The following is a 17,532-nucleotide window of genomic DNA, read 5'->3' on the forward strand; positions in this document are numbered from 1 at the left end:
CGGCGTCCGGACCCGCACGCTGTCGGACACGCCCTAGCGGCGGCGGGTCAGCGCTGCGTCGACAGAGATGCGCCCCGCTCCGGCGATGGTCAGAGCGAGCGCACCGCCGATCAGGGCGAGAGGCAGCTCGTACCCGCCGTCGGCCGCGAAGATCCCGAACGGGAGGTGCACGAGGAAAGTGGCGACGAGCATGTCGAAGGCGAGCGCCAGCGCGGCGAAGCGGGTCGCGACTCCGACGAGGAGAGCGAGCCCGCCGAGGAGTTCGAGGAGCCCGACCAGCGGACCTGCGATGTCCGCGAGCGGAACGCCCATCTGAGCGAAGGAGCCGCTCGTGCCGGCGAAGCCGTAGACGAAGACCTTCTGCGCTCCATGCGCGAGGAAGACCGCGCCGACGGCGAGGCGGAGGACGAGCAGTGCGACCGACGGCGAGGACGGCAGGGGAGGGAGCCCTCTCCGGTTCGACGAGTGGTCGTCGGCGGTGGTCCGGGGGGAGGTGTCAGCAGTCATGGGAGTGTCCTTGAGGGTCGACGGAGTAGTCGCCGCGCCGGGTGCGCGTGCGACAAGCGGAGCGCCCGGGTGCCTCCGCACCATCTCTGCGGTGCGTGACGAGCCCGGGCGGCCCTGAGAAGGGGGTCTGCTCAGTCCTGGGTCGCGTCTCGCGCGGTGAAGGTCGCGCTGACCGCTGCGGTGTCGCTGATGGTCGCGATGTTGGTCAGGGCGAAGTTCAGTGCGGCGTGCTGCCACTCGGCACTGAGGCTCGAGGTCGCGTCGGCGGCCAGGGTGACGGTGTAGCCGTGGTCGGCGGCGTCGCGGACGGTGTGCTCGACGGCCATGTTGGTCCAGGCGCCGGCGACGACGAGGTGCCGGACTCCGAGGTTGCGCAGCATGATGTCGAGCTCGGTGCCGTTGAAGACGCTCATCCGCGTGCGGTCGAGGACGATCTCGTCGGCCGCGGGCGCGAGCTCGTCGACGATCGCGGCGCCCCAGCTGCCGACCTTGAAGGTGTCGGGGGCGAGCATCTGGAAGATCGGGGCATTGGCTCCGCCGAGGCCGGAGACCGGGTAAACGACGATGCGGCTCTGGAAGACGGGAACGCCGCCCGTGCGCGCGGCGTCGAGCAGGGTCCGCGAGTTGCCGACGACGTTCTGGCTCGCCGCGTGGGCCGCGGCGCCGAAGGAGGCGTAGGCGCCGTCGGCGTGGACGGTGTCGTTCTGCAGATCGATGAGGAGGAGGGCGGTGTCGGTCATGAGGAGTCTCTCGTTCTGCGGGCGTAGGTCAATGTTGGTTGTAGATACAAGTAAAGCACGGTCACTCGGCCTGTCGATCCGAGGCGAGCATCTTTCCCGCCGGATCCAGGCGGGTGAGCAGGGCGGCCGAGATCGTCGACAGCTGTCTCATCTGCTCGGGTGTCAGTGCATCGACGACCATCGCGCGAACGTTCGCCAGGTGTCCGGGAGCCGTCTCGACGACTTTCTGCCGGCCCGACTCGGTCAGGACGATGTTCGTCGCCCGCCGATCCTCCGGGCACGGGTACCGGCGCGCGAGCCCTCGCTCCTCCAGTCTGTTGATGACCTTGGAGAGCCGGGGCAGCGTGGAGTTCGTCCTCGCCGCCAGCGCGGACGCGCGGAGGACGCGGTCGGGGGCCTCCGACAGCATCGCGAGGGCGAAGTAGTCGAAGTGCGTCAGCCCGGCGTCCTGCGTCAGCTGCGAGTCGAGGGCGGCCGGGAGCAACTCCAGGACCGCGGAGAACCGCACCCACGTCTCTCGTTCTTCGGTCGACAGCCAGTTCGGAGATCCCATGCTCCGATCCTAGTAAATGGTTGTACCTGCAACTTCTTTGAGCTAAGTTGGTTGTATCAGCAACCAATGACCTTCGAGGTCGAGAAGGAGCAGCACATGAGCACCGTCACCATCTTCGGAACCGGGAACATGGGAACCGCCATCGCCGGTGTCGTCACCACCGCAGGCGCGTCCGTCCAGCACGTCGGCTCCGCCGACGACGCCACGATCACCGGCGACATCGTCGTGCTCGCCGTGCCGTACCCGGCCCTCGCCTCGATCGCCGAGAAGTACGCCGACCAGCTCGAAGGCCGAACCGTCGTCGACATCACCAACCCGCTCGACTTCGAGACCTTCGACTCCCTCGTCGTTCCCGCCGGGAGCTCCGCCGCGGCCGAGCTCGCGCAGGCCCTGCCCGCCTCGAAGGTGCTCAAGGCGTTCAACACCACCTTCGCCGGAACTCTGGCCGCCACGAAGGTCGGCCCCGTGGACACCACGGTGCTCGTCGCCGGTGACGACGCCGACGCCAAGGCCGCCCTGATCGACCTCGTCACCGCGGGTGGCGTGCGGGCGATCGACGCCGGCGCGCTCTCGCGCGCGCGCGAGCTCGAGGCGCTCGGCTTCCTCCAGCTCACCCTCGCCGCCGGCGAGAAGATCAGCTGGACCGGCGGCTTCGGCGTCGTCTCCTGACCCGTCGTCCCGCAGTCCGACACCCCCGCTGACCGCCGACCGGCGGCGACAGCATCCCGTTCCCCTCAGAAAGCGCAGGACCATGACCACCGCGAGTGACGACCTCCTCTCCGCCGACACGTCGATGGGCGCGGTGACCCTCCGGGTCGGCGATCTCGAGACGATGTCCTCCTACTACTCGCAGGCCTTCGCCATGGAGGCGCTGGAGGAGGCCGGGCGCGGCCGGGAGGTCCACCGGGTCCTCGGCCGCGCCGGCACTCCGCTGGTGAAGCTCGTCCACACCCCGGATCTCCCCGGTGTCGACGCGCGGCAGGCCGGCCTGTTCCACACGGCCTTCCTCTTCGAGGACGCTCCGAGCCTCGCGGCGACCGTCTACCGCTCCGCGCAGCTGCCGAACAACCGCTTCATCGGGTCCAGCGACCACCACGTCAGCGAGGCGTTCTACTTCACCGACCCGGAGGGGAACGGCGTCGAGCTGTACACGGACCGCGACCGGTCGCTGTGGGCCCGTGACGCGGGAGAGATCCGCATCACGACCAGCTTCCTCGACCCGAACGAGTACCTCCGGAAGCACCTGACCCAGGCGGCCGTCGACGCAGGCCCCTCCCTGCCGGGACGGGTCGGTCACGTCCACCTGCAGGTCGGCGATCTCGCGACGGCGAAGGCGTTCTACCTCGATGCCCTCGGCTTCGAGACGACGCAGAGCGGGTACACCGGAGCACTCTTCGCGTCGGCCGGCGGCTACCACCACCACGTCGCGATGAACGTGTGGAACAGCGGGGGAGCGGGGCCGCGCGCGGCGAGTCTCGGGCTCGGAGACGTCGCCGTGACCGCCGCAGGCTCCGCGGATCTGGAGGCGCTGCAGAGCAGGCTGCGGGGTCACTCGATCCCCTTCGACTCCGACGGACGCTCCGTCGTCGTCCACGACCCCTGGGGCACGCGGATCACCGTCGCCCTGTCCGACATCAGCACCGAGGAGCTGCTCGCCCGATGACTCTCTCCATCCTCCAGGCCGAGCGCAGGCCCGGCACGGCGAACCAGACCCTCTCCGGGCCGGCGGCAGTCGTGCTCCTGCACGGCTACGGCTCGAACGAGCGCGACCTTCCCGGTCTCGTCTCCGCCCTCGGCACGACCCTGCCCTGGGTCTCGCTCCGGGCGCCGATCGAGCTCGGCAACGGCGGAGCCGCGTGGTTCGCCATCACCACCCCCGGCGACCCAGCCGAGGCGCCCGTCGTCGACGCGACCGATGCGATCTGGTCCTGGATCGACGCGAACGTCGATCCGGACACGATGATCGTGCCGATCGGGTTCTCCCAGGGCGGGCTGATGGCCAGCCAGCTGCTGCGCACGCGCCCCGCGCGAGTGCTCGCTCCGGTGATCCTCGGCGGCTTCGTCCTGGGTGCGAAGCAGCCGGGCGACGACGTGCTGACCGATGTCCAGCCGGCCGTCTTCTGGGGGAGAGGATCCGACGATCGCGTGATCACGGGACCCGCCGTCGACCGCACCGCCGCGTTCCTCCCGAGGCACAGCACCCTCGTCGAGCGGATCTACCCGGGCCTCGCCCACAGCATCGATGCTCGCGAGATCGCCGATGTGCGCACCTTCCTCACCGCTGAGCTCGGCCCTGCAGCAGTCCCCGCCGGATGAGCGCCGCGAGCACGTTCGAGATCGGGGTCTTCACCTTCGGGGAGTTGACGAAGGACCAGGCGGGGAAGCCGATCGACCCCTCCCGGCGGATGCAGAACATCCTCGAATGGGCTCGCGTCGCCGACGAAGCAGGACTCGACCTCTTCGGCGTCGGCGAGCACCATCGCGAGGACTTCGCCGTCGCCTCGCCGCAGCTGATGCTGGCCGCGGTGGCCGCACAGACCAGTCGAATCCGGCTGACGAGCACGGTCACCGTCCTCTCCAGCTCGGATCCCGTCCGGGTCTTCGAGGACTTCGCACAGCTCGACCAGCTCAGCGGCGGCCGCGCGGAGATCACCGCCGGCCGCGGAGCCTACGTCGAGTCGTTCCCCCTCTTCGGCCAATCGCTCAATCGGTACGACGAGTACTTCGAGGACCGGCTCGATCTACTCCTGCAGCTCCGCGAACAGAATCCCCTCACGTGGGCGGGGACGACCAGGCCGCCTTTGCGCGATGCCGGGATCTGGCCGCGCCCCCTGCAGGACGAGCTTCCCGTGTGGATCGCCGTCGGCGGCACACCGGAGTCCGTCGTCCGCGCGGCGACGCGGGGGCTTCCGCTGTACTTCGCGATCCTCGGCGACCCGGAGCGGTTCTCCGCGCTGGCCCGACTGCACGAGCGCGCCGCGGAGGAAGCGGGGCTGCCGCCCGGCCGCATCGGAGTGACCTCGCACTTCTACGCCGAGCCGACCTCGCAGGGCGCCCGGAGCACGTTCTTCCCCCACTACTCGTCGTACATCGGGCAGAACATGCCGCGGGTCGGGTACCTCGACCGCCCGTCCTTCGATATTTGGGCGAGCCCCCGCGGTGCCCTCTTCGCCGGCAGCCCTGCGGAGATCATCGACAAGATCCTCTGGGAGCACGAGATCCTCGGACACACCCGGTTCCTCGCCCAGGTCGGCCTCGGCGGCCTCTCCCAGCGCGACACGCTGGCGTCGATCGAGCTGCTCGCCACCGAGGTGCTGCCCGCTGTCCGCGCTGCTCTGATCTCTCGTGCCTGAGCGCCGTTCCCGCTCGATCCGCTCCCGTCCTTCCGCGGAGCGGGTCCCTCAGCGCGAGGAGGACTCGGCCGAGGGACTACTCGCACCCGGTGCGCCGGGCTGGTCCGTCTTCGTCTGGACGCTCTTCCTCGCAGGCTTCGCCACCTTCGCCCTCCTGTTCGCGCCCCAGGCCTTCCTGCCCGCGCTCTCCCAGCAGCTCGCCGTCGATGCAGACGCCGCCTCGATGACGGTCTCCGCGACCACGCTCGGGGTCGCCGCCGGCGTCCTCGGCTGGGCCGGCCTCTCGAATCGCCTCGGCCGACTGCGGACGATCCGGATCTCCCTCCTCCTCGCCCTCCTGTTCGCGCTGGCCATCCCCTTCCTCCCGGATCTGCCGAGCGTGGTCGCGGTCCGGTTCGTCGAAGGCCTGGCGCTCGGCGCCGCACCGGCGGTCGGCATGGCCTCCATCGCCGAGCGGGTCGACGGAAGGTGGGCGGCACACGTCGCGGGCACGTTCGTCGCCGGGAACACGCTCGGGGGGATCGTCGGCCGCCTCGCGTCGGGGGCGGTCGCCGACGTCGGAGGCTGGCGCGCCGCCTTCTGGACGAGCGCGGGAACGGCTGCGGTGGCGGTCGTGGCGCTCCTCGTCCTCTCGCGGCGACTCGCCGATCACCGGCCGGCGGAGCCGCCGCACGGGACGGGGCACGCTCTCCTCGCCAATCTCCGCGATCCGTCCATGCTGGCGCTCTACCTCCAGGGCTTCCTGCTCATGGGGGCCTTCGGGGCCGTCTACAACGTCTTCGGCTACCGCGTGCAGGAGCCGGACATCGGCCTGCCGGCCTGGGCCGCCAGCCTCCTGTTCATCGTCTACCTCGCGGGGTCCTTCGCGGCGCAGCGCTCGGGCGCCCTGGCCCGGAGAGCGGGAACCGCCCGTGCGATGGTCGCGGGCAGCGCCGGCATGCTGGTCTCGCTCCCGATGATGGCGTCGGACTCCCTCGTGCTCATGGTCGCCGGACTCGTCCTCTTCACGCTCGGCTGCTTCACTACGCATCCCCTCGCGGGCGGCCTCAGCGGGCGCTCCGCCCGGGTCGGTCGGCCGCAGAGCACGGCGCTCTACCAGATCGCCTGGCTCGGAGGCACGAGCCTGTTCGGCTGGCTGGGCGGTCTCGCATACGCGGCGACCGGCTGGGGAACGACTCTCGCTCTCGTCGCTGTCCTCTGCACGGCCGCCGCGCTGGCGGCAGTGCTCCGGGGGACGGTGCTCACGCGGATCCGTCCGGTGCTCCCGACCGGAGGGTGAGCGGCATCCACCTCGACCGGTCAGCGCTCGAGCACGACCGCCAGCCCCTGGCCGACCCCGATGCACAGGGCGGCGACCGCGACCCCGCCGCCGCGCCGCTTCAGCTCCTGGGCGGCATGGGCCACGACGCGTCCGCCCGACGCGCCGAGGGGATGACCGATGGCGAGGGCGCCGCCGTGGACGTTCAGCTTCTCGGGGTCGAGCTCCGGCCAGCCGCGGAGGCAGGCGAGGGACTGAGAGGCGAACGCCTCGTTGAGCTCGACGAGGTCGACGTCGGCCCAGGTCCGCCCGGCGCGGGCGAGAGCCTTGTTCGCGGCCTCGATGGGCGCGATCGGGAAGACGTCGGGATCGACACCGTGCCAGCCCCGCCCCGTGATGCGGGCGAGCGGCTCGATGTCGAGTGCTCCCTCGGCTCCGAGGAGCACGGCGGAGGCCCCGTCGTTGATCGAGGAGGAGTTGCCCGCCGTCACGGATCCCGCGGCGTCGAAGAGCGGCGTGAGACCGGCCAGCTTCTCGATGGTGGAGCCGTCCCGGATCCCCTCGTCGCGGTCGAGCTGCGCTCCGGGTACCTGCACGATCTCGGCGGAGATGGACCCCTCGCGCCAGGCCGCGGCGGCCCGCTCGTGGCTGCGCACGGCGAAGGCGTCCTGGTCCTCGCGGGAGACGCCCCACTCCCGGGCGATCTTCTCGGCCGACTCGCCGTTCGAGATCGTCCACGCGGAGGGGAGGCGCGGGTTCGTCATCCGCCAGCCGATCGCGGTGTTCCAGAGGGTCTGGTTGCCCACTGCGGGGTAGGGCTTGGCCGATTTCTCGACGACCCACGGGGCCCGGCTCATCGACTCCACGCCGCCGGCCAGGACGAGGTCGGCATCGCCGCTCTCGATGGCCCGCGAGCCCTGAAAGACGGCTTCCAGGGACGAGGCGCAGAGCCGGTTGACCGTCACTCCGGTCACCGAGGTGGGGAAGCCCGCCAGCAGGGCGCCGAAGCGGGCGACGTTGCGATTGTCCTCGCCGGCCTGATTGGCGTCGCCGAAGATCACGTCGCCGATGCGAGCGGGGTCGGTTCCGGTCCGCTCCACGATCGCTCGCATGACCACCGCCGCGAGGTCGTCGGGCCTGACGCCCGAGAGGGCGCCGCCCGCACGTCCGAACGGGGTGCGCACGGCGTCGTAGACGAAGCTGCCGCTCATCGGTTCTCCCTCTCAGGGGTGCTGGGGATCTCAGGGGTGCTGGAACGGTCGAGGAAGCGGGTCATGCGCTCCCGCTTGGCCTCCGACTCGAACAGGATCGCCTGCGCGAGGTCGTCGACCAGCGGATGCGCGCCGGCCGGTGCGTCGAGCAGTCGCTTGGCGAGCTGGACCGCCAGCGGATCCTGAGCGGCGACGCCGTCGGCGACCCGCTCGGCCGCGGCGGCGAGCTCCTCGGGAGGATGCACCGATGCGACCAGGTGCACGTCCAGCGCCTCCTGAGCCGAGAGCCGGCGCCCCGCGAGGAGCATCTCCTTCGCGAGGGGCTCGCCCACCAGGCGAGGCAGCCGCCAGGTCCCGCCCGCCGCGGCGATGATGCCGAGGCCCGTCTCGGGGTTGCCGAAGACGGCGCGGTCGGAAGCGACCCGGATGTCTGCCGCGTACGCCAGTTCCGCGCCTCCACCGAGGGCGTAGCCGTCCACGGCGGCGATGACGGGCATCGGCAGTGCGGCGATCCGCGAGAAGAGCCGCGCGTTGAAGCCGCGGAGCGCCTGGTCCCGCCCTCGACCGAGCAGCGTGCCGATGTCGGCGCCGCTGGCGAAGACGCCTCGCTCGGGAGTGCTCGATCCGGTCAGGATGAGGATCCGCGGCTTCTCCTCGAGGTCGGCGCACACCTCGTGGAGCTCGGACGCCATCACCTCGTCGATGGCGTTGCGGACGGCGGGGCGGTGCAGCGCCACGCGGAGCCGGTCGCCGCCGTCGTCGATCCTCAGCGTCTCCATCGCGCCCGCCCGCTCGCCGTCTCGCCGTGCATCAGTTGAAGACCATGCCGCCGTCGACCAGGATCGACTGCCCGGTGATGTAGTCGGAGTCGGGGCCGGCCAGGAACGACACGACGTTCGCGATGTCGCTCGGCTCCGAGATGCGATCGAGGGTGATCCCCGAGGTGAACTGCTCCCAGCCCCACGCCTCGGGCTTGCCGGCGGCGTCGGCGGTGTCCTTCGCGACAGCCTCCATCATCGGCGTGCGCACGATGCCGGGCGCGTAGGTGTTCACGGTGATGCCGTGCTTCGCGAGGTCGCGAGCGGCCGACTGCGTGAACCCGCGGACGGCGAACTTGGTCGCGGAGTACAGGGCGATGCCCGGGTTGCCGACGTGCCCGGCCTGCGAGGCGGCAGCGATGATCTTGCCGCCGTGGCCGAGCTCGCGGAACGCCGCCGCGGCCGCCTGAACGCCCCAGATCACTCCGTTGACGTTGATCGAGAACAGCCGCTCGACCGACTCCGGCGTGATGTCCTCGATCGCGGACAGCGGAGCGATGCCAGCGTTGTTCACGATGACGTCGAAGCCGCCGAGCTCCCGCGTCGCTGCGGCGACGGCGTCGTGCACGCTCTGCCGGTCGGCCACGTCGATGTGGAGGCTGATCGCCCCGGCGTCGCGGCCGCCGAGGGCCTCGGCGACGCGGTCGGTCTTCGAGGTGTCGATGTCCGCGAGCGCGACGCCGAAGCCGTCGGCGTGGAGGCGCTGCGCGATGGCCTCGCCGATCCCCTGTCCGGCTCCGGTGACCAGGGCGACCTTGCCGTTGCTCTGACGAGTCATGGTGTTCTCTCCTTCGAGTTGTGCGGATGAGGTGGTGGACCCGCGGGTCCTGGAGTAGCGCTCAGGAGAACGCCGAGATCCCGGTGATCTCGCGGCCGATGATCAGGGACTGGATGAAGTCGGTGCCCTCGTAGGTGTGCACGACCTCCATGTCGGTGAGATGGCGTGCGACGTGGTTCTCGAGCAGGAGCCCGTTGCCGCCGAGCAGATCGCGCGCGTCGCGGCAGAGCTGGCGCGCCTTCTGCCCGGTGAACATCTTCGAGAGCGAGGCCTGCTCGTTGGAGAGACGGCCCTGGTCCTGCAGCACGCCGGTCCGGAAGCACATCAGCTGCATCGCCGTGAGGTCGGCGAGCATGTTCGCGAGCGAGTTCTGCACCAGCTGGAAGCTGGCGATCGGCTTGCCGAACTGCACGCGCTCGTGCACGTAGCGGGCCGCAATCTCGTACGCGGCCGTCGCGTGGCCGAGGGACTCCCAGGCCACAGTGCTGCGGGTGCGGTTCAGGATGGAGCCGACGTCGCGGAACGAGGTCGACTTCTCGAGCCGGTTCGCGACGGGGATGCGGACGTCGACGATCTCGATGTGCGCCTGCTGGATGGCGCGCTTCGCGATCTTGCCCTCGATCGCCCGCGCGTCGTAGCCCTCGGGGTAGCTGCCGTCGGCGTTCTTCTCGAGGACGAAGGCCTTGACCTTCGAGTCGGAGACGTCGCGGGCCCAGAGGATCACGACGTCGGCGATGTGGCCGAGGCCGATCCAGCGCTTGGCTCCGTTGATGACGTAGTGGTCGCCGTCCCGGCGCGCCGAGGTCTCGAGCGCGACGGAATCGGAGCCGTGCTCCGGTTCTGTGAGCGCGAAGGCTCCGAGCTTTCGCACTGCGGCGAGGTCGGGCAGCCAGCGCTGCTTCTGCTCCTCACTGCCGAGCAGCGCGATGCTGCCCATGGCGAGTCCGGACTGCACGGCGTTGAGCGTGTTGACGCTGCCGTCGCCACGGGAGAGCTCCATGGCGACCAGCCCGGTCTGCAGCCGGGTCAGGCCCGGGCACCCGTAGCCCTGGATGGCGGTGCCGGCGATCCCGAGATCGGCGAAGGCGGGCAGGATCTGCCACGGGAAGTCGGCCCGCTCCCAGGCCTCGTTGATGTTCGGGAGGACGTGCTGCTGGACGAAGCCGCGCACCTTGGCGACGACGGCACGGTCGTCGTCGTCGAGGTAGTCGTCGAGGGCGTAGAAGTCCACGTCGACAGGACGCAGGGGATCGGTGCTCATGCGGGCTGACCTTCCTCGGTCATCGTCTGGGGGTCGAGCTCGTCGGTTCCTTCGAGCCAGGCGCGGATGCTGTCGCCGTCCTGCCCGAGCGCCGGCGGGCCCAGGCGGTAGTCGGCGGGAGTCCGCGAGAAGGTGATGGGGTGGCGGATTCCCGGCATGGCTCGCTCACCGGTCCCGGCGGTCACGACGGGATCCAGGCCGATGCTCTCGGCGAAGGCGATCCCTCCGGCGACGTCGAGCACCGGAGCACAGGGGAGCCGCAAGGCGGACAGCCGCTCGAACCACTCCTGCGCGGTCGCTCCGGCGAGCCGAGCCACCAGCAAGGGACGCAGCTCGCTCCGATGGGCGCTGCGCAGCGCGTTCGAGCAGAAGCGCGGGTCGGCGGCGACGCCGGCGAGGCCGAGAGCGTCGCACAGCGCGCCGAACTGGGCGTCATTGCCGATGGTCAGCACAAGCTCGCCGTCGGCGGTCGGGAACGGGGCGTAGGGATAGATGCTCGGGTGGTCGTTGCCGAGGCGTGTGGGGACCTTCCCGCTCAGCAGGTAGCCCCCGGTCTGGTTCACCAGGCCGGAGAGCGCCGAGGAGAGCAGATTCAGCTCGACGTGCTGCCCCTCGCCGGTGCGCTCGCGATGGTAAAGCGCGGTGACGATGCCGATCGCCGTGTGCAGCCCGGTGATGACGTCGAACACGGCGACGCCGGAGCGGTAGCCCTCACCGTCCTCAGGTCCGGTCAGCGTCATCATTCCGGACATCGCCTGCACGAGCAGGTCGTAGCCCGGCAGGCCGGCGCCGCCGGCGGTGCCGAACCCCGTGATCGAGGCGTACACGACGGCGGGGTTCGTCGCCGAGACGGAGGCGTAGTCGAGGCCGAAGCGCTTCATCCCGCCGGGCTTGAAGTTCTCGGTCACCACGTCGGCGCGCTCGGCCAGCCGTCGCGCAACGCGGAGGTCGTCCTGGTCCGCGAGATCGAGGACGATGGAGTTCTTGTTGCGGTTGATCGAGAGGTAGTAGGTCGACTCTCCGTCCCGCTGCGGCGGAGTCCAGCTGCGTGTCTCGTCCCCGGCAGCGCTCTCGACCTTTATCACCGTGGCGCCCAGATCCGCGAGCAGCATCGTGGCGTACGGTCCGGCGAGTACCCGGCCGAAGTCGGCGATCAGGAGCCCGTCGAAGGGGCCCTTGGCGGGCGGGCGGCGAGTCGTCTCGCCGCGTGCATCGGAGATCGTCATCGCATCACCTTCGTCGGAGCCGTCCCGTCAGCCTGTCAGGACGGTTCATGACGGTCCAATACCCAAAGGGCCGGTGATTGATACCCGTCGTGCCATCATTTCGGCATGGAGATCCAGCAGATCAGAGCGTTCCTAGCCGTGGCCGAGGAGCTGCACTTCGGCAAGGCCGCCGAGAAGCTGCATATGGCACAGCCGCCCGTCAGCCGCAGCATCAAGCAGCTCGAGCGCGAGCTTGGCGCCCTGCTCTTCGAGCGGTCGACCCGCCGCGTGACGCTGACCTCGGTCGGAGCGTCCCTGGTTCAGCCCGCCCGCGAGGTGCTCGACTCGCTCGAGCGACTGGGCACCGTGGCCAAGGCGGCGGAGCTGGGCGAGATCGGCCGGGCCCGTCTGGCCTACGCCGGTGCATCGTCCAACGTCCTCGTCGGGCGACTCGCCCGCGCGGTGAACCAGCGCCACCCGGGAGTGGACCTGGAGCTGCTGAGCCAGAACTTCGCGCACAAGGCGATGCGGCTGCTCACCCGCGGCGACGTCGACATCATCCTCGGCCGTTGGGATCACCTGCCCGACAGTGTCGAGACCCGCGTCATCGCCGTGGAGGAGCTGGTGATGGCGGTTCCGGAGACCCACCGGCTGGCGGATCGCGAGGAGGTGTCGATCGCGGAGTTCCGCGACGACCGCTTCGTGACGCTCCCCGCAGAGCTCGGCTCGGTGCTGAACGACCGGCTCCACCAGATGACCCGCGACGCCGGCTACGTCGCCGACATCGTCCAGGACGCGTCGGACACCTGGACACTGATGTCCCTCGTCTCGGCGGAGATCGGGTGCTCGCTCACCCTCTCCTCGATCATCCCGAGCATCGCCGACCCGCACCTGCGGTTCCTGCGCCTGAGGGAGGACGTCGAGCCGATCGAGCTGAGGATGGCCTGGCGGGCGGACAGCGACGACCGCGCCGTGCACGCCGTCCTCCGCCTGTCGGAATCGGTCCTGCCGACGCCGGGGTGATTCATTCTCGCTGGGTAAGAGTGCCTCTCTCACTTGGTATTGGAACGGATCCAATGCCGGTGTCACAGTGAGACTTCCTGAGGGACCCAAGCTGACGAAGGAGTCACCTATGACAAACCCGCACCTCGAGACGGATTACGACGCGGTCGTCGTCGGCGCCGGTTTCGCCGGCATCTACCAGCTGTACACCCTGCGCGAAGAGCTCGGACTCCGCGTCCGCCTGTTCGAGAAGGGCTCGGGCATCGGCGGAACGTGGTTCTGGAACAAGTACCCCGGCGCGATGTCCGACACCGAGAGCCCCTTCTACCGCTACTCCTTCGACAAGGAGCTGCTGCAGGAGTGGAGCTGGAGCCGCAAGTACATCGACCAGCCGGACATCCTCGCCTACCTCGAGGAGGTCGTCCGCCGTCACGATCTCCTGAAGGACATCCAGCTCGACAGCGAGATCACCTCCATCGTCCTCGACGAGGCAACCGACACCTGGACCGTGACCACGGGCGCCGGCGAGTCGTTCACCGCGCGCTACGTCGTGACGGCCCTCGGCCTGCTCGCCGCGGTGAACGTCCCGGACATCCCGGGCATCGACACCTTCCAGGGCACCCTCGCGCACACGGCGGAGTGGCCCGACGACCTCACTCTCGAGGGCAAGCGCGTCGGCGTCATCGGCACCGGGTCGACCGGCACCCAGTTCATCGTCGCCGCGTCGAAGAAGGCCGAGCACCTCACCGTCTTCCAGCGCAACCCGCAGTACTGCGTCCCGTCGGGGAACGGCCCCGTCGAGCCCGGCGAGGTCGACAGCGTCAAGGCCCGGTACGACGACATCTGGAAGCAGGTGCGCGGATCGCAGGTCGCCTTCGGCTTCGAGGAGTCGACCGTCCCCGCCTCGTCGGTGACCCCGGAGGAGCGCGAGCGCGTCTTCGAGGAGGCCTGGGCCCGCGGCAACGGCTTCTACTTCATGTTCGGCACGTTCAACGACCTGGCGGTCGACCTCGAGTCGAACGAGGCCGCGGCCGACTTCATCCGTCGCAAGATCGCCCAGACCGTCACCGACCCGGACACGGCCCGCAAGCTCACCCCCACCCAGGCGTACGCCAAGCGCCCCCTGTGCAATCTCGGGTACTACGAGGTCTACAACCAGGAGAACGTCGAGTTGGTCGCCCTGCTCGAGAACCCGATCGTCGAGATCGTCCCCGAGGGCGTCAGGACCGCTGACGGCGTGCTGCACGAGCTCGACGTGCTCGTCCTCGCGACGGGCTTCGACGCCGTCGACGGCAACTACCGGCGCATCGACGTCGTGGGCCGCGGCGGCGTCACGGCCGACGAGCACTGGAGGGATGCACCGACCAGCTACCTCGGTATCGCGACCACGGGCTTCCCGAACATGTTCATGGTGCTCGGCCCGAACGGCCCGTTCACGAATCTCGTGCCCTCCATCGAGGTCCAGGTCGAGTTCATCACCAAGCTCGTCGAGACCGGCGAGCGCGAGCAGGTCACGATCGAGACCACGCAGGACGTGGAGGACGGCTGGTCGGTGATCTGCAAGGACATCGCCGACGGCACCGTGTTCCCCAAGACCGACTCGTGGATCTTCGGCGCCAACATCCCGGGCAAGAAGAGCAGCGTGCTGTTCTACATGGCAGGTATCAGCGCCTACTCCGAGGTCCTCGCCGAAGTCGCGGGAAACGGTTTCAAGGGGTTCACCCTCACGCCGGCCGCGAGGCCCGTCGAGGTCTGATCCGCGCAGCACGATGCCCCGGGGTGCCGAGCACTCCGGGGCATCGTGCTGCCCACAGCTCCGGTCCGTGAGGACGCGAGAGTGAGAGGGATCCGCCCCGCCGGCCGCATCCTGCGGACAGGTCGGCGGGGCGGACCCCTGGTCGCGAGAGGGGGACTCGCTCAGGTGAGCGGCTGGATCGTCCGCACGAGCTTCTTGTTGGCGAACTCGTCGATGCCGAAGCGGGCGAGCTCGCGACCCACGCCCGAGCGCTTCACGCCGCCGAACGGCAGATCGGGGGCGGTCTTGCTCGTCGCGTTGATCCACACCATGCCCGCGTCGAGCTGCTCGGCGAGCGAGGCGGCGAGGTCTCGGTCCGCCGTGAAGACGCTGCTGGCCAGCCCGAACGGCGACGCGTTCGCGAGCTGCACCGCCGCCTGCGGCGAGGGAACGCGGTAGACGACGGCCGTCGGGCCGAAGAGCTCCTCCTCGAACGCGCGCATCTGCGGCGTCACCTCGGTGAGCACGCTCGGCGGATAGAACGCGCCGGACCGCTGCGCTCCCGGAGCGGTGTGCAGCGTGGCCCCCTGGGAGACCGCGTCCTGCACGATCTCGTCGAGCTCGTCGCCCGCGCCCGCCGAGGACAGTGGGCCGAGGAACGTGGCCGGATCCATCGGGTCCCCAGTGACGATGTCGGCGACGGCGTCGATGAACTTGCGAGTGAACTCCTCGTACACCGCCTCCATCACGATGAACCGCTTGGACGCCGTGCAGGCCTGGCCGCCGTTGGCGTAGCGCCCGACGATGCCGGCCGCCACCGCCGCATCGACGTCCGCATCGTCGAGCACGATGAACGGGTCCGACCCGCCCAGCTCGAGCACGTACTTCTTCATGTGCCGTCCTGCGATCTCGCCGACCGCGGAGCCCGCCCTCTCGGACCCGGTGAGCGAGACGCCGCGAACCCTCTCGTCCGCCACGATCACGGCGACCTGACGGCTGTCGATGAAGGCGTTGAGGTACGCATCGCGGGGCAGCCCGGCGTCGCGCAGGACCCGCTCGATCGCCAGGGCCGCACGCGGGCAGTTCCGGGCGTGCTTGAGGATGATCGTGTTCCCGAGCGCGAGATTCGGCGCGACGAAGCGGGCCACCTGGTAGTAGGGGTAGTTCCAGGGCATCACCCCGAGGAGCGGCCCGATCGGCTCGGTGCGCACGAGAGCCTCCCCGCCACCCGCGATGTCGAGCTGCTCATCGGCGAGGAACCTGGCGGCGTTATCCGCGTAGTACTCGTAGATCGACGCGACCAGCGTGACCTCGCCCCGCGCCTGCGTGATGGGCTTGCCCATCTCCACCGTGAGGATCTCGGCGAGCTCCTCGATCCGCTCCCGGTGAAGGGCCGCGGCACGACGGAGCACGGCGGTGCGCTCCTCCAGGGGGAGGGAGCGGAACGACGAGTACGCGGCCGCTGACCGGGTCAGAAGGCCCTCCACCTCGTCGTCGCTGAGGAGCTCGTGCTCCTCCAGCGTCTCGCCCGTGCTCGGGTTGATGGTCTTGTACGCGCTCATCGTCTCTCCGCTTCGTCGCCGGTCCTGCTTCGTCGCCGGTCCTGGCCTCCAGCCTGACCTTCGGACTCGATGGTCGTCCAATACCGATGGCCGCGCCCGTCGATCCGCGCGATGAATCAATCGGACCCCGATCAGGTATTGGACACGCATAAGTCGCCGTGTGACCCTGGCGGGACCGTGAAGGTCGAGGGAGATGTCATGAGTGGTGCACCAGAGCGAGTCGGCGTGATCGGCGGCGGTCGGATGGGGGCGGGCATCGCCCAGGTCTTCGCCCAGGCGGGATCCGAAGTCACAGTGATCGAGCGCGACGACGATGCCGCGGTGGCCGCTCAGTCACGGTTGGCCGACGGGATCGCCAAGGCCGCCGCACGGAATCCCTCCGTCGACCTCGAGTCGACTCTCGCGCGCGTGAGAGTCTCGACCTCCTACGACGACCTGGCGCCGGCCGGCTTGATCGTGGAAGCGGTCCCCGAGGTGATCGAGCTCAAGATCGAGGCGCTCACCAGAGCGGAGCGCGTCGTCTCGCCCACGGCGTGGGTGGCGACGAACACCTCCTCGCTCCCAGTGACGCGGCTCGCCGAGGAGCTCACGCATCCTGATCGGTTCTGCGGTCTGCACTTTTTCAATCCCGTACCGCCGTCCGCCCTCGTCGAGATCGTCCTCACTCCGCGCGCGTCGAGCGCCCTGCGCGACGCCGCACTCGGCTGGGTCGAGTCGCTCGGCAAGGCGGCGATCGTCGTGAACGACTCTCCCGGCTTCGCCAGCTCGCGGCTCGGCAACGTCCTCGCCCTCGAGGCGATGAGGATGCTCGAGGAGGGGGTGGCAGAGGCCGCCGACATCGACGCCGCGATGGTCCTCGGCTACCGCCACGCCACCGGCCCGCTGCGCACCTCCGACCTCGTCGGCCTCGACGTGCGACTGAACATCTGCGAGTTCCTGCACGAGTCCCTCGGCGAGAGGTTCGCGCCGCCGCAGATCCTGCGCGACAAGGTCGCCGCCGGTGACCTCGGCCGCAAGACGGGTCGCGGCTTCTTCGACTACAGCTGAGTCACCTGGCCCACCTGAAGCGGCCTTCGAACGCGCCGATCGCGGCCCACCTACCCTCAGAGTCAGCACGTCGGAAGAAGGACGAGATGCCCAAGCCGCCACTGCCCGAGAACGTCGTGGAGTTCCTCCGGGCGCCGAACCCGGCCGTCATCGCGTCGGTGCGCCCGAACGGCGAGCCGCACACCGCGACGACCTGGTACGAGATCCAGGACGGCGGCTCGATCCTGGTCAACATGGACGGGACGCGAGCCCGCCTGAAGTACCTCCGCGCGAACCCGCACGTCTCGCTCTCCGTGATGGGCGCGGAGAACTGGTACTCGCAGATCTCCCTCAGCGGGCGGGTGAGCGAGATCCGCCGCGACCCCGACCTCGCCGACATCGACCGGCTCGCGACCCGCTACCGCGGTGCGATCTACCCCGACCGCGAACGGGAGAGCTGGACGGCGATCATCGAGGTGACGTCCTGGTTCGGCTGGGGGCCGGTCCTCTCCGCGTAACCCGG

At 69.8% G+C, this 17,532-nt stretch carries 18 protein-coding genes; 9 read left to right on the forward strand and 9 right to left on the reverse strand.

The features are described 5' to 3' along the window. Window positions 1-33: 33 nt before the first annotated feature. From MT355_RS19660 to MT355_RS19670, 3 genes are all read right to left on the reverse strand, one after another. Complete coding sequence (locus tag MT355_RS19660; RefSeq protein WP_243600824.1) at window positions 34-507, reverse strand: DoxX family protein; 474 nt, start codon at window positions 505-507, stop codon at window positions 34-36. A gap of 131 nt (window positions 508-638) precedes the next feature. Beyond that, the gene (locus tag MT355_RS19665) at window positions 639-1,247 is read right to left on the reverse strand and encodes a cysteine hydrolase family protein (protein ID WP_243600825.1); all 609 of its coding nucleotides are present in this window, start codon (window positions 1,245-1,247) and stop codon (window positions 639-641) included. Between the two features lie 61 nt (window positions 1,248-1,308). Next, window positions 1,309-1,800, reverse strand: coding sequence for a MarR family winged helix-turn-helix transcriptional regulator (locus MT355_RS19670; protein WP_243600826.1), 492 nt, complete (start codon window positions 1,798-1,800; stop codon window positions 1,309-1,311). 96 nt (window positions 1,801-1,896) lie between these two features. Here MT355_RS19670 and MT355_RS19675 point away from each other — a divergent pair, with 96 nt between their 5' ends. From MT355_RS19675 to MT355_RS19695, 5 genes are all read left to right on the forward strand, one after another. After that, a complete protein-coding gene (locus MT355_RS19675) occupies window positions 1,897-2,469 on the forward strand; it encodes an NADPH-dependent F420 reductase (RefSeq protein WP_243600827.1) in 573 nt (190 codons plus the stop codon). Window positions 2,470-2,551: 82 nt separating this feature from the next. Continuing rightward, entirely contained in the window at window positions 2,552-3,463 is a 912-nt protein-coding gene (locus MT355_RS19680; RefSeq protein WP_243600828.1) for a VOC family protein, read from the forward strand. Then, window positions 3,460-4,116, forward strand: a complete 657-nt coding sequence (locus MT355_RS19685; protein ID WP_243600829.1) for an alpha/beta hydrolase — start codon at window positions 3,460-3,462, stop codon at window positions 4,114-4,116. The genes MT355_RS19680 and MT355_RS19685 overlap by 4 nt, the downstream gene beginning before the upstream one ends. Then, complete coding sequence (locus MT355_RS19690) at window positions 4,113-5,153, forward strand: LLM class flavin-dependent oxidoreductase (RefSeq protein WP_243600830.1); 1,041 nt, start codon at window positions 4,113-4,115, stop codon at window positions 5,151-5,153. The genes MT355_RS19685 and MT355_RS19690 overlap by 4 nt, the downstream gene beginning before the upstream one ends. Continuing rightward, entirely contained in the window at window positions 5,146-6,432 is a 1,287-nt protein-coding gene (locus MT355_RS19695; RefSeq protein ID WP_243600831.1) for an MFS transporter, read from the forward strand. Before MT355_RS19690 ends, MT355_RS19695 begins: the two co-directional genes overlap by 8 nt. 20 nt (window positions 6,433-6,452) lie before the next feature. Here the strand turns inward: MT355_RS19695 and MT355_RS19700 are convergent, their stop codons facing one another. The 5 genes from MT355_RS19700 to MT355_RS19720 form a co-directional block, all read right to left on the reverse strand. Then, complete coding sequence (locus tag MT355_RS19700; RefSeq protein ID WP_243600832.1) at window positions 6,453-7,622, reverse strand: thiolase family protein; 1,170 nt, start codon at window positions 7,620-7,622, stop codon at window positions 6,453-6,455. Then, a complete protein-coding gene (locus MT355_RS19705) occupies window positions 7,619-8,401 on the reverse strand; it encodes an enoyl-CoA hydratase/isomerase family protein (protein ID WP_243600833.1) in 783 nt (260 codons plus the stop codon). Before MT355_RS19705 ends, MT355_RS19700 begins: the two co-directional genes overlap by 4 nt. Before the next feature lie 31 nt (window positions 8,402-8,432). Next, a complete protein-coding gene (locus MT355_RS19710; protein WP_132438120.1) occupies window positions 8,433-9,218 on the reverse strand; it encodes a (S)-acetoin forming diacetyl reductase in 786 nt (261 codons plus the stop codon). Window positions 9,219-9,279: 61 nt separating this feature from the next. Beyond that, window positions 9,280-10,479 (reverse strand): acyl-CoA dehydrogenase family protein, encoded by a 1,200-nt coding sequence (locus tag MT355_RS19715; RefSeq protein ID WP_132438121.1) that lies wholly within the window; start codon window positions 10,477-10,479, stop codon window positions 9,280-9,282. Further along, complete coding sequence (locus MT355_RS19720) at window positions 10,476-11,705, reverse strand: CaiB/BaiF CoA-transferase family protein (RefSeq protein ID WP_132438122.1); 1,230 nt, start codon at window positions 11,703-11,705, stop codon at window positions 10,476-10,478. Before MT355_RS19720 ends, MT355_RS19715 begins: the two co-directional genes overlap by 4 nt. A 105-nt stretch (window positions 11,706-11,810) precedes the next feature. On the opposite strand from MT355_RS19720, the gene MT355_RS19725 reads away from it, so the two are divergent. Together MT355_RS19725 and MT355_RS19730 are read left to right on the forward strand one after the other, a co-directional pair. Next, window positions 11,811-12,707, forward strand: coding sequence for a LysR family transcriptional regulator (locus tag MT355_RS19725; RefSeq protein WP_132438123.1), 897 nt, complete (start codon window positions 11,811-11,813; stop codon window positions 12,705-12,707). A 109-nt stretch (window positions 12,708-12,816) separates the two neighbouring features. Then, window positions 12,817-14,442: an NAD(P)/FAD-dependent oxidoreductase gene (locus MT355_RS19730; protein ID WP_243600834.1), complete on the forward strand. Its 1,626-nt coding sequence runs from the start codon at window positions 12,817-12,819 to the stop codon at window positions 14,440-14,442. Window positions 14,443-14,603: 161 nt separating this feature from the next. On the opposite strand, the gene MT355_RS19735 is transcribed toward MT355_RS19730, so the two are convergent. Next, window positions 14,604-15,983 carry an NAD-dependent succinate-semialdehyde dehydrogenase gene (locus tag MT355_RS19735; protein WP_243600835.1) on the reverse strand — a complete coding sequence of 460 codons (1,380 nt, stop codon included), beginning with the start codon at window positions 15,981-15,983 and terminating at the stop codon, window positions 14,604-14,606. Window positions 15,984-16,181: 198 nt separating this feature from the next. Here MT355_RS19735 and MT355_RS19740 point away from each other — a divergent pair, with 198 nt between their 5' ends. Next, window positions 16,182-17,030 carry a 3-hydroxyacyl-CoA dehydrogenase family protein gene (locus tag MT355_RS19740; RefSeq protein WP_243600836.1) on the forward strand — a complete coding sequence of 283 codons (849 nt, stop codon included), beginning with the start codon at window positions 16,182-16,184 and terminating at the stop codon, window positions 17,028-17,030. 86 nt (window positions 17,031-17,116) lie between these two features. Then, a complete protein-coding gene (locus MT355_RS19745) occupies window positions 17,117-17,527 on the forward strand; it encodes a pyridoxamine 5'-phosphate oxidase family protein (RefSeq protein WP_243600837.1) in 411 nt (136 codons plus the stop codon). Window positions 17,528-17,532 lie beyond the last annotated feature (5 nt).

Source organism: Rathayibacter sp. VKM Ac-2929, from assembly GCF_022815495.1.
GTDB lineage: Bacteria > Actinomycetota > Actinomycetes > Actinomycetales > Microbacteriaceae > Rathayibacter > Rathayibacter festucae.

Excerpts from the sequence above, each read along its gene's own strand:
- MT355_RS19690 (WP_243600830.1), top strand. The coding sequence starts at position 4,113 with ATGAGCGCCGCGAGCACGTTCGAGATCGGGGTCTTCACCTTCGGGGAG.
- MT355_RS19720 (WP_132438122.1), bottom strand. The coding sequence starts at position 11,705 with ATGACGATCTCCGATGCACGCGGCGAGACGACTCGCCGCCCGCCCGCC.
- MT355_RS19705 (WP_243600833.1), bottom strand. The coding sequence starts at position 8,401 with ATGGAGACGCTGAGGATCGACGACGGCGGCGACCGGCTCCGCGTGGCG.
- MT355_RS19745 (WP_243600837.1), top strand. The coding sequence starts at position 17,117 with ATGCCCAAGCCGCCACTGCCCGAGAACGTCGTGGAGTTCCTCCGGGCG.
- MT355_RS19680 (WP_243600828.1), top strand. The coding sequence starts at position 2,552 with ATGACCACCGCGAGTGACGACCTCCTCTCCGCCGACACGTCGATGGGC.
- MT355_RS19735 (WP_243600835.1), bottom strand. The coding sequence starts at position 15,983 with ATGAGCGCGTACAAGACCATCAACCCGAGCACGGGCGAGACGCTGGAG.
- MT355_RS19715 (WP_132438121.1), bottom strand. The coding sequence starts at position 10,479 with ATGAGCACCGATCCCCTGCGTCCTGTCGACGTGGACTTCTACGCCCTC.
- MT355_RS19730 (WP_243600834.1), top strand. The coding sequence starts at position 12,817 with ATGACAAACCCGCACCTCGAGACGGATTACGACGCGGTCGTCGTCGGC.
- MT355_RS19665 (WP_243600825.1), bottom strand. The coding sequence starts at position 1,247 with ATGACCGACACCGCCCTCCTCCTCATCGATCTGCAGAACGACACCGTC.
- MT355_RS19700 (WP_243600832.1), bottom strand. The coding sequence starts at position 7,622 with ATGAGCGGCAGCTTCGTCTACGACGCCGTGCGCACCCCGTTCGGACGT.
- MT355_RS19685 (WP_243600829.1), top strand. The coding sequence starts at position 3,460 with ATGACTCTCTCCATCCTCCAGGCCGAGCGCAGGCCCGGCACGGCGAAC.
- MT355_RS19675 (WP_243600827.1), top strand. The coding sequence starts at position 1,897 with ATGAGCACCGTCACCATCTTCGGAACCGGGAACATGGGAACCGCCATC.
- MT355_RS19670 (WP_243600826.1), bottom strand. The coding sequence starts at position 1,800 with ATGGGATCTCCGAACTGGCTGTCGACCGAAGAACGAGAGACGTGGGTG.
- MT355_RS19740 (WP_243600836.1), top strand. The coding sequence starts at position 16,182 with ATGAGTGGTGCACCAGAGCGAGTCGGCGTGATCGGCGGCGGTCGGATG.
- MT355_RS19725 (WP_132438123.1), top strand. The coding sequence starts at position 11,811 with ATGGAGATCCAGCAGATCAGAGCGTTCCTAGCCGTGGCCGAGGAGCTG.
- MT355_RS19710 (WP_132438120.1), bottom strand. The coding sequence starts at position 9,218 with ATGACTCGTCAGAGCAACGGCAAGGTCGCCCTGGTCACCGGAGCCGGA.
- MT355_RS19660 (WP_243600824.1), bottom strand. The coding sequence starts at position 507 with ATGACTGCTGACACCTCCCCCCGGACCACCGCCGACGACCACTCGTCG.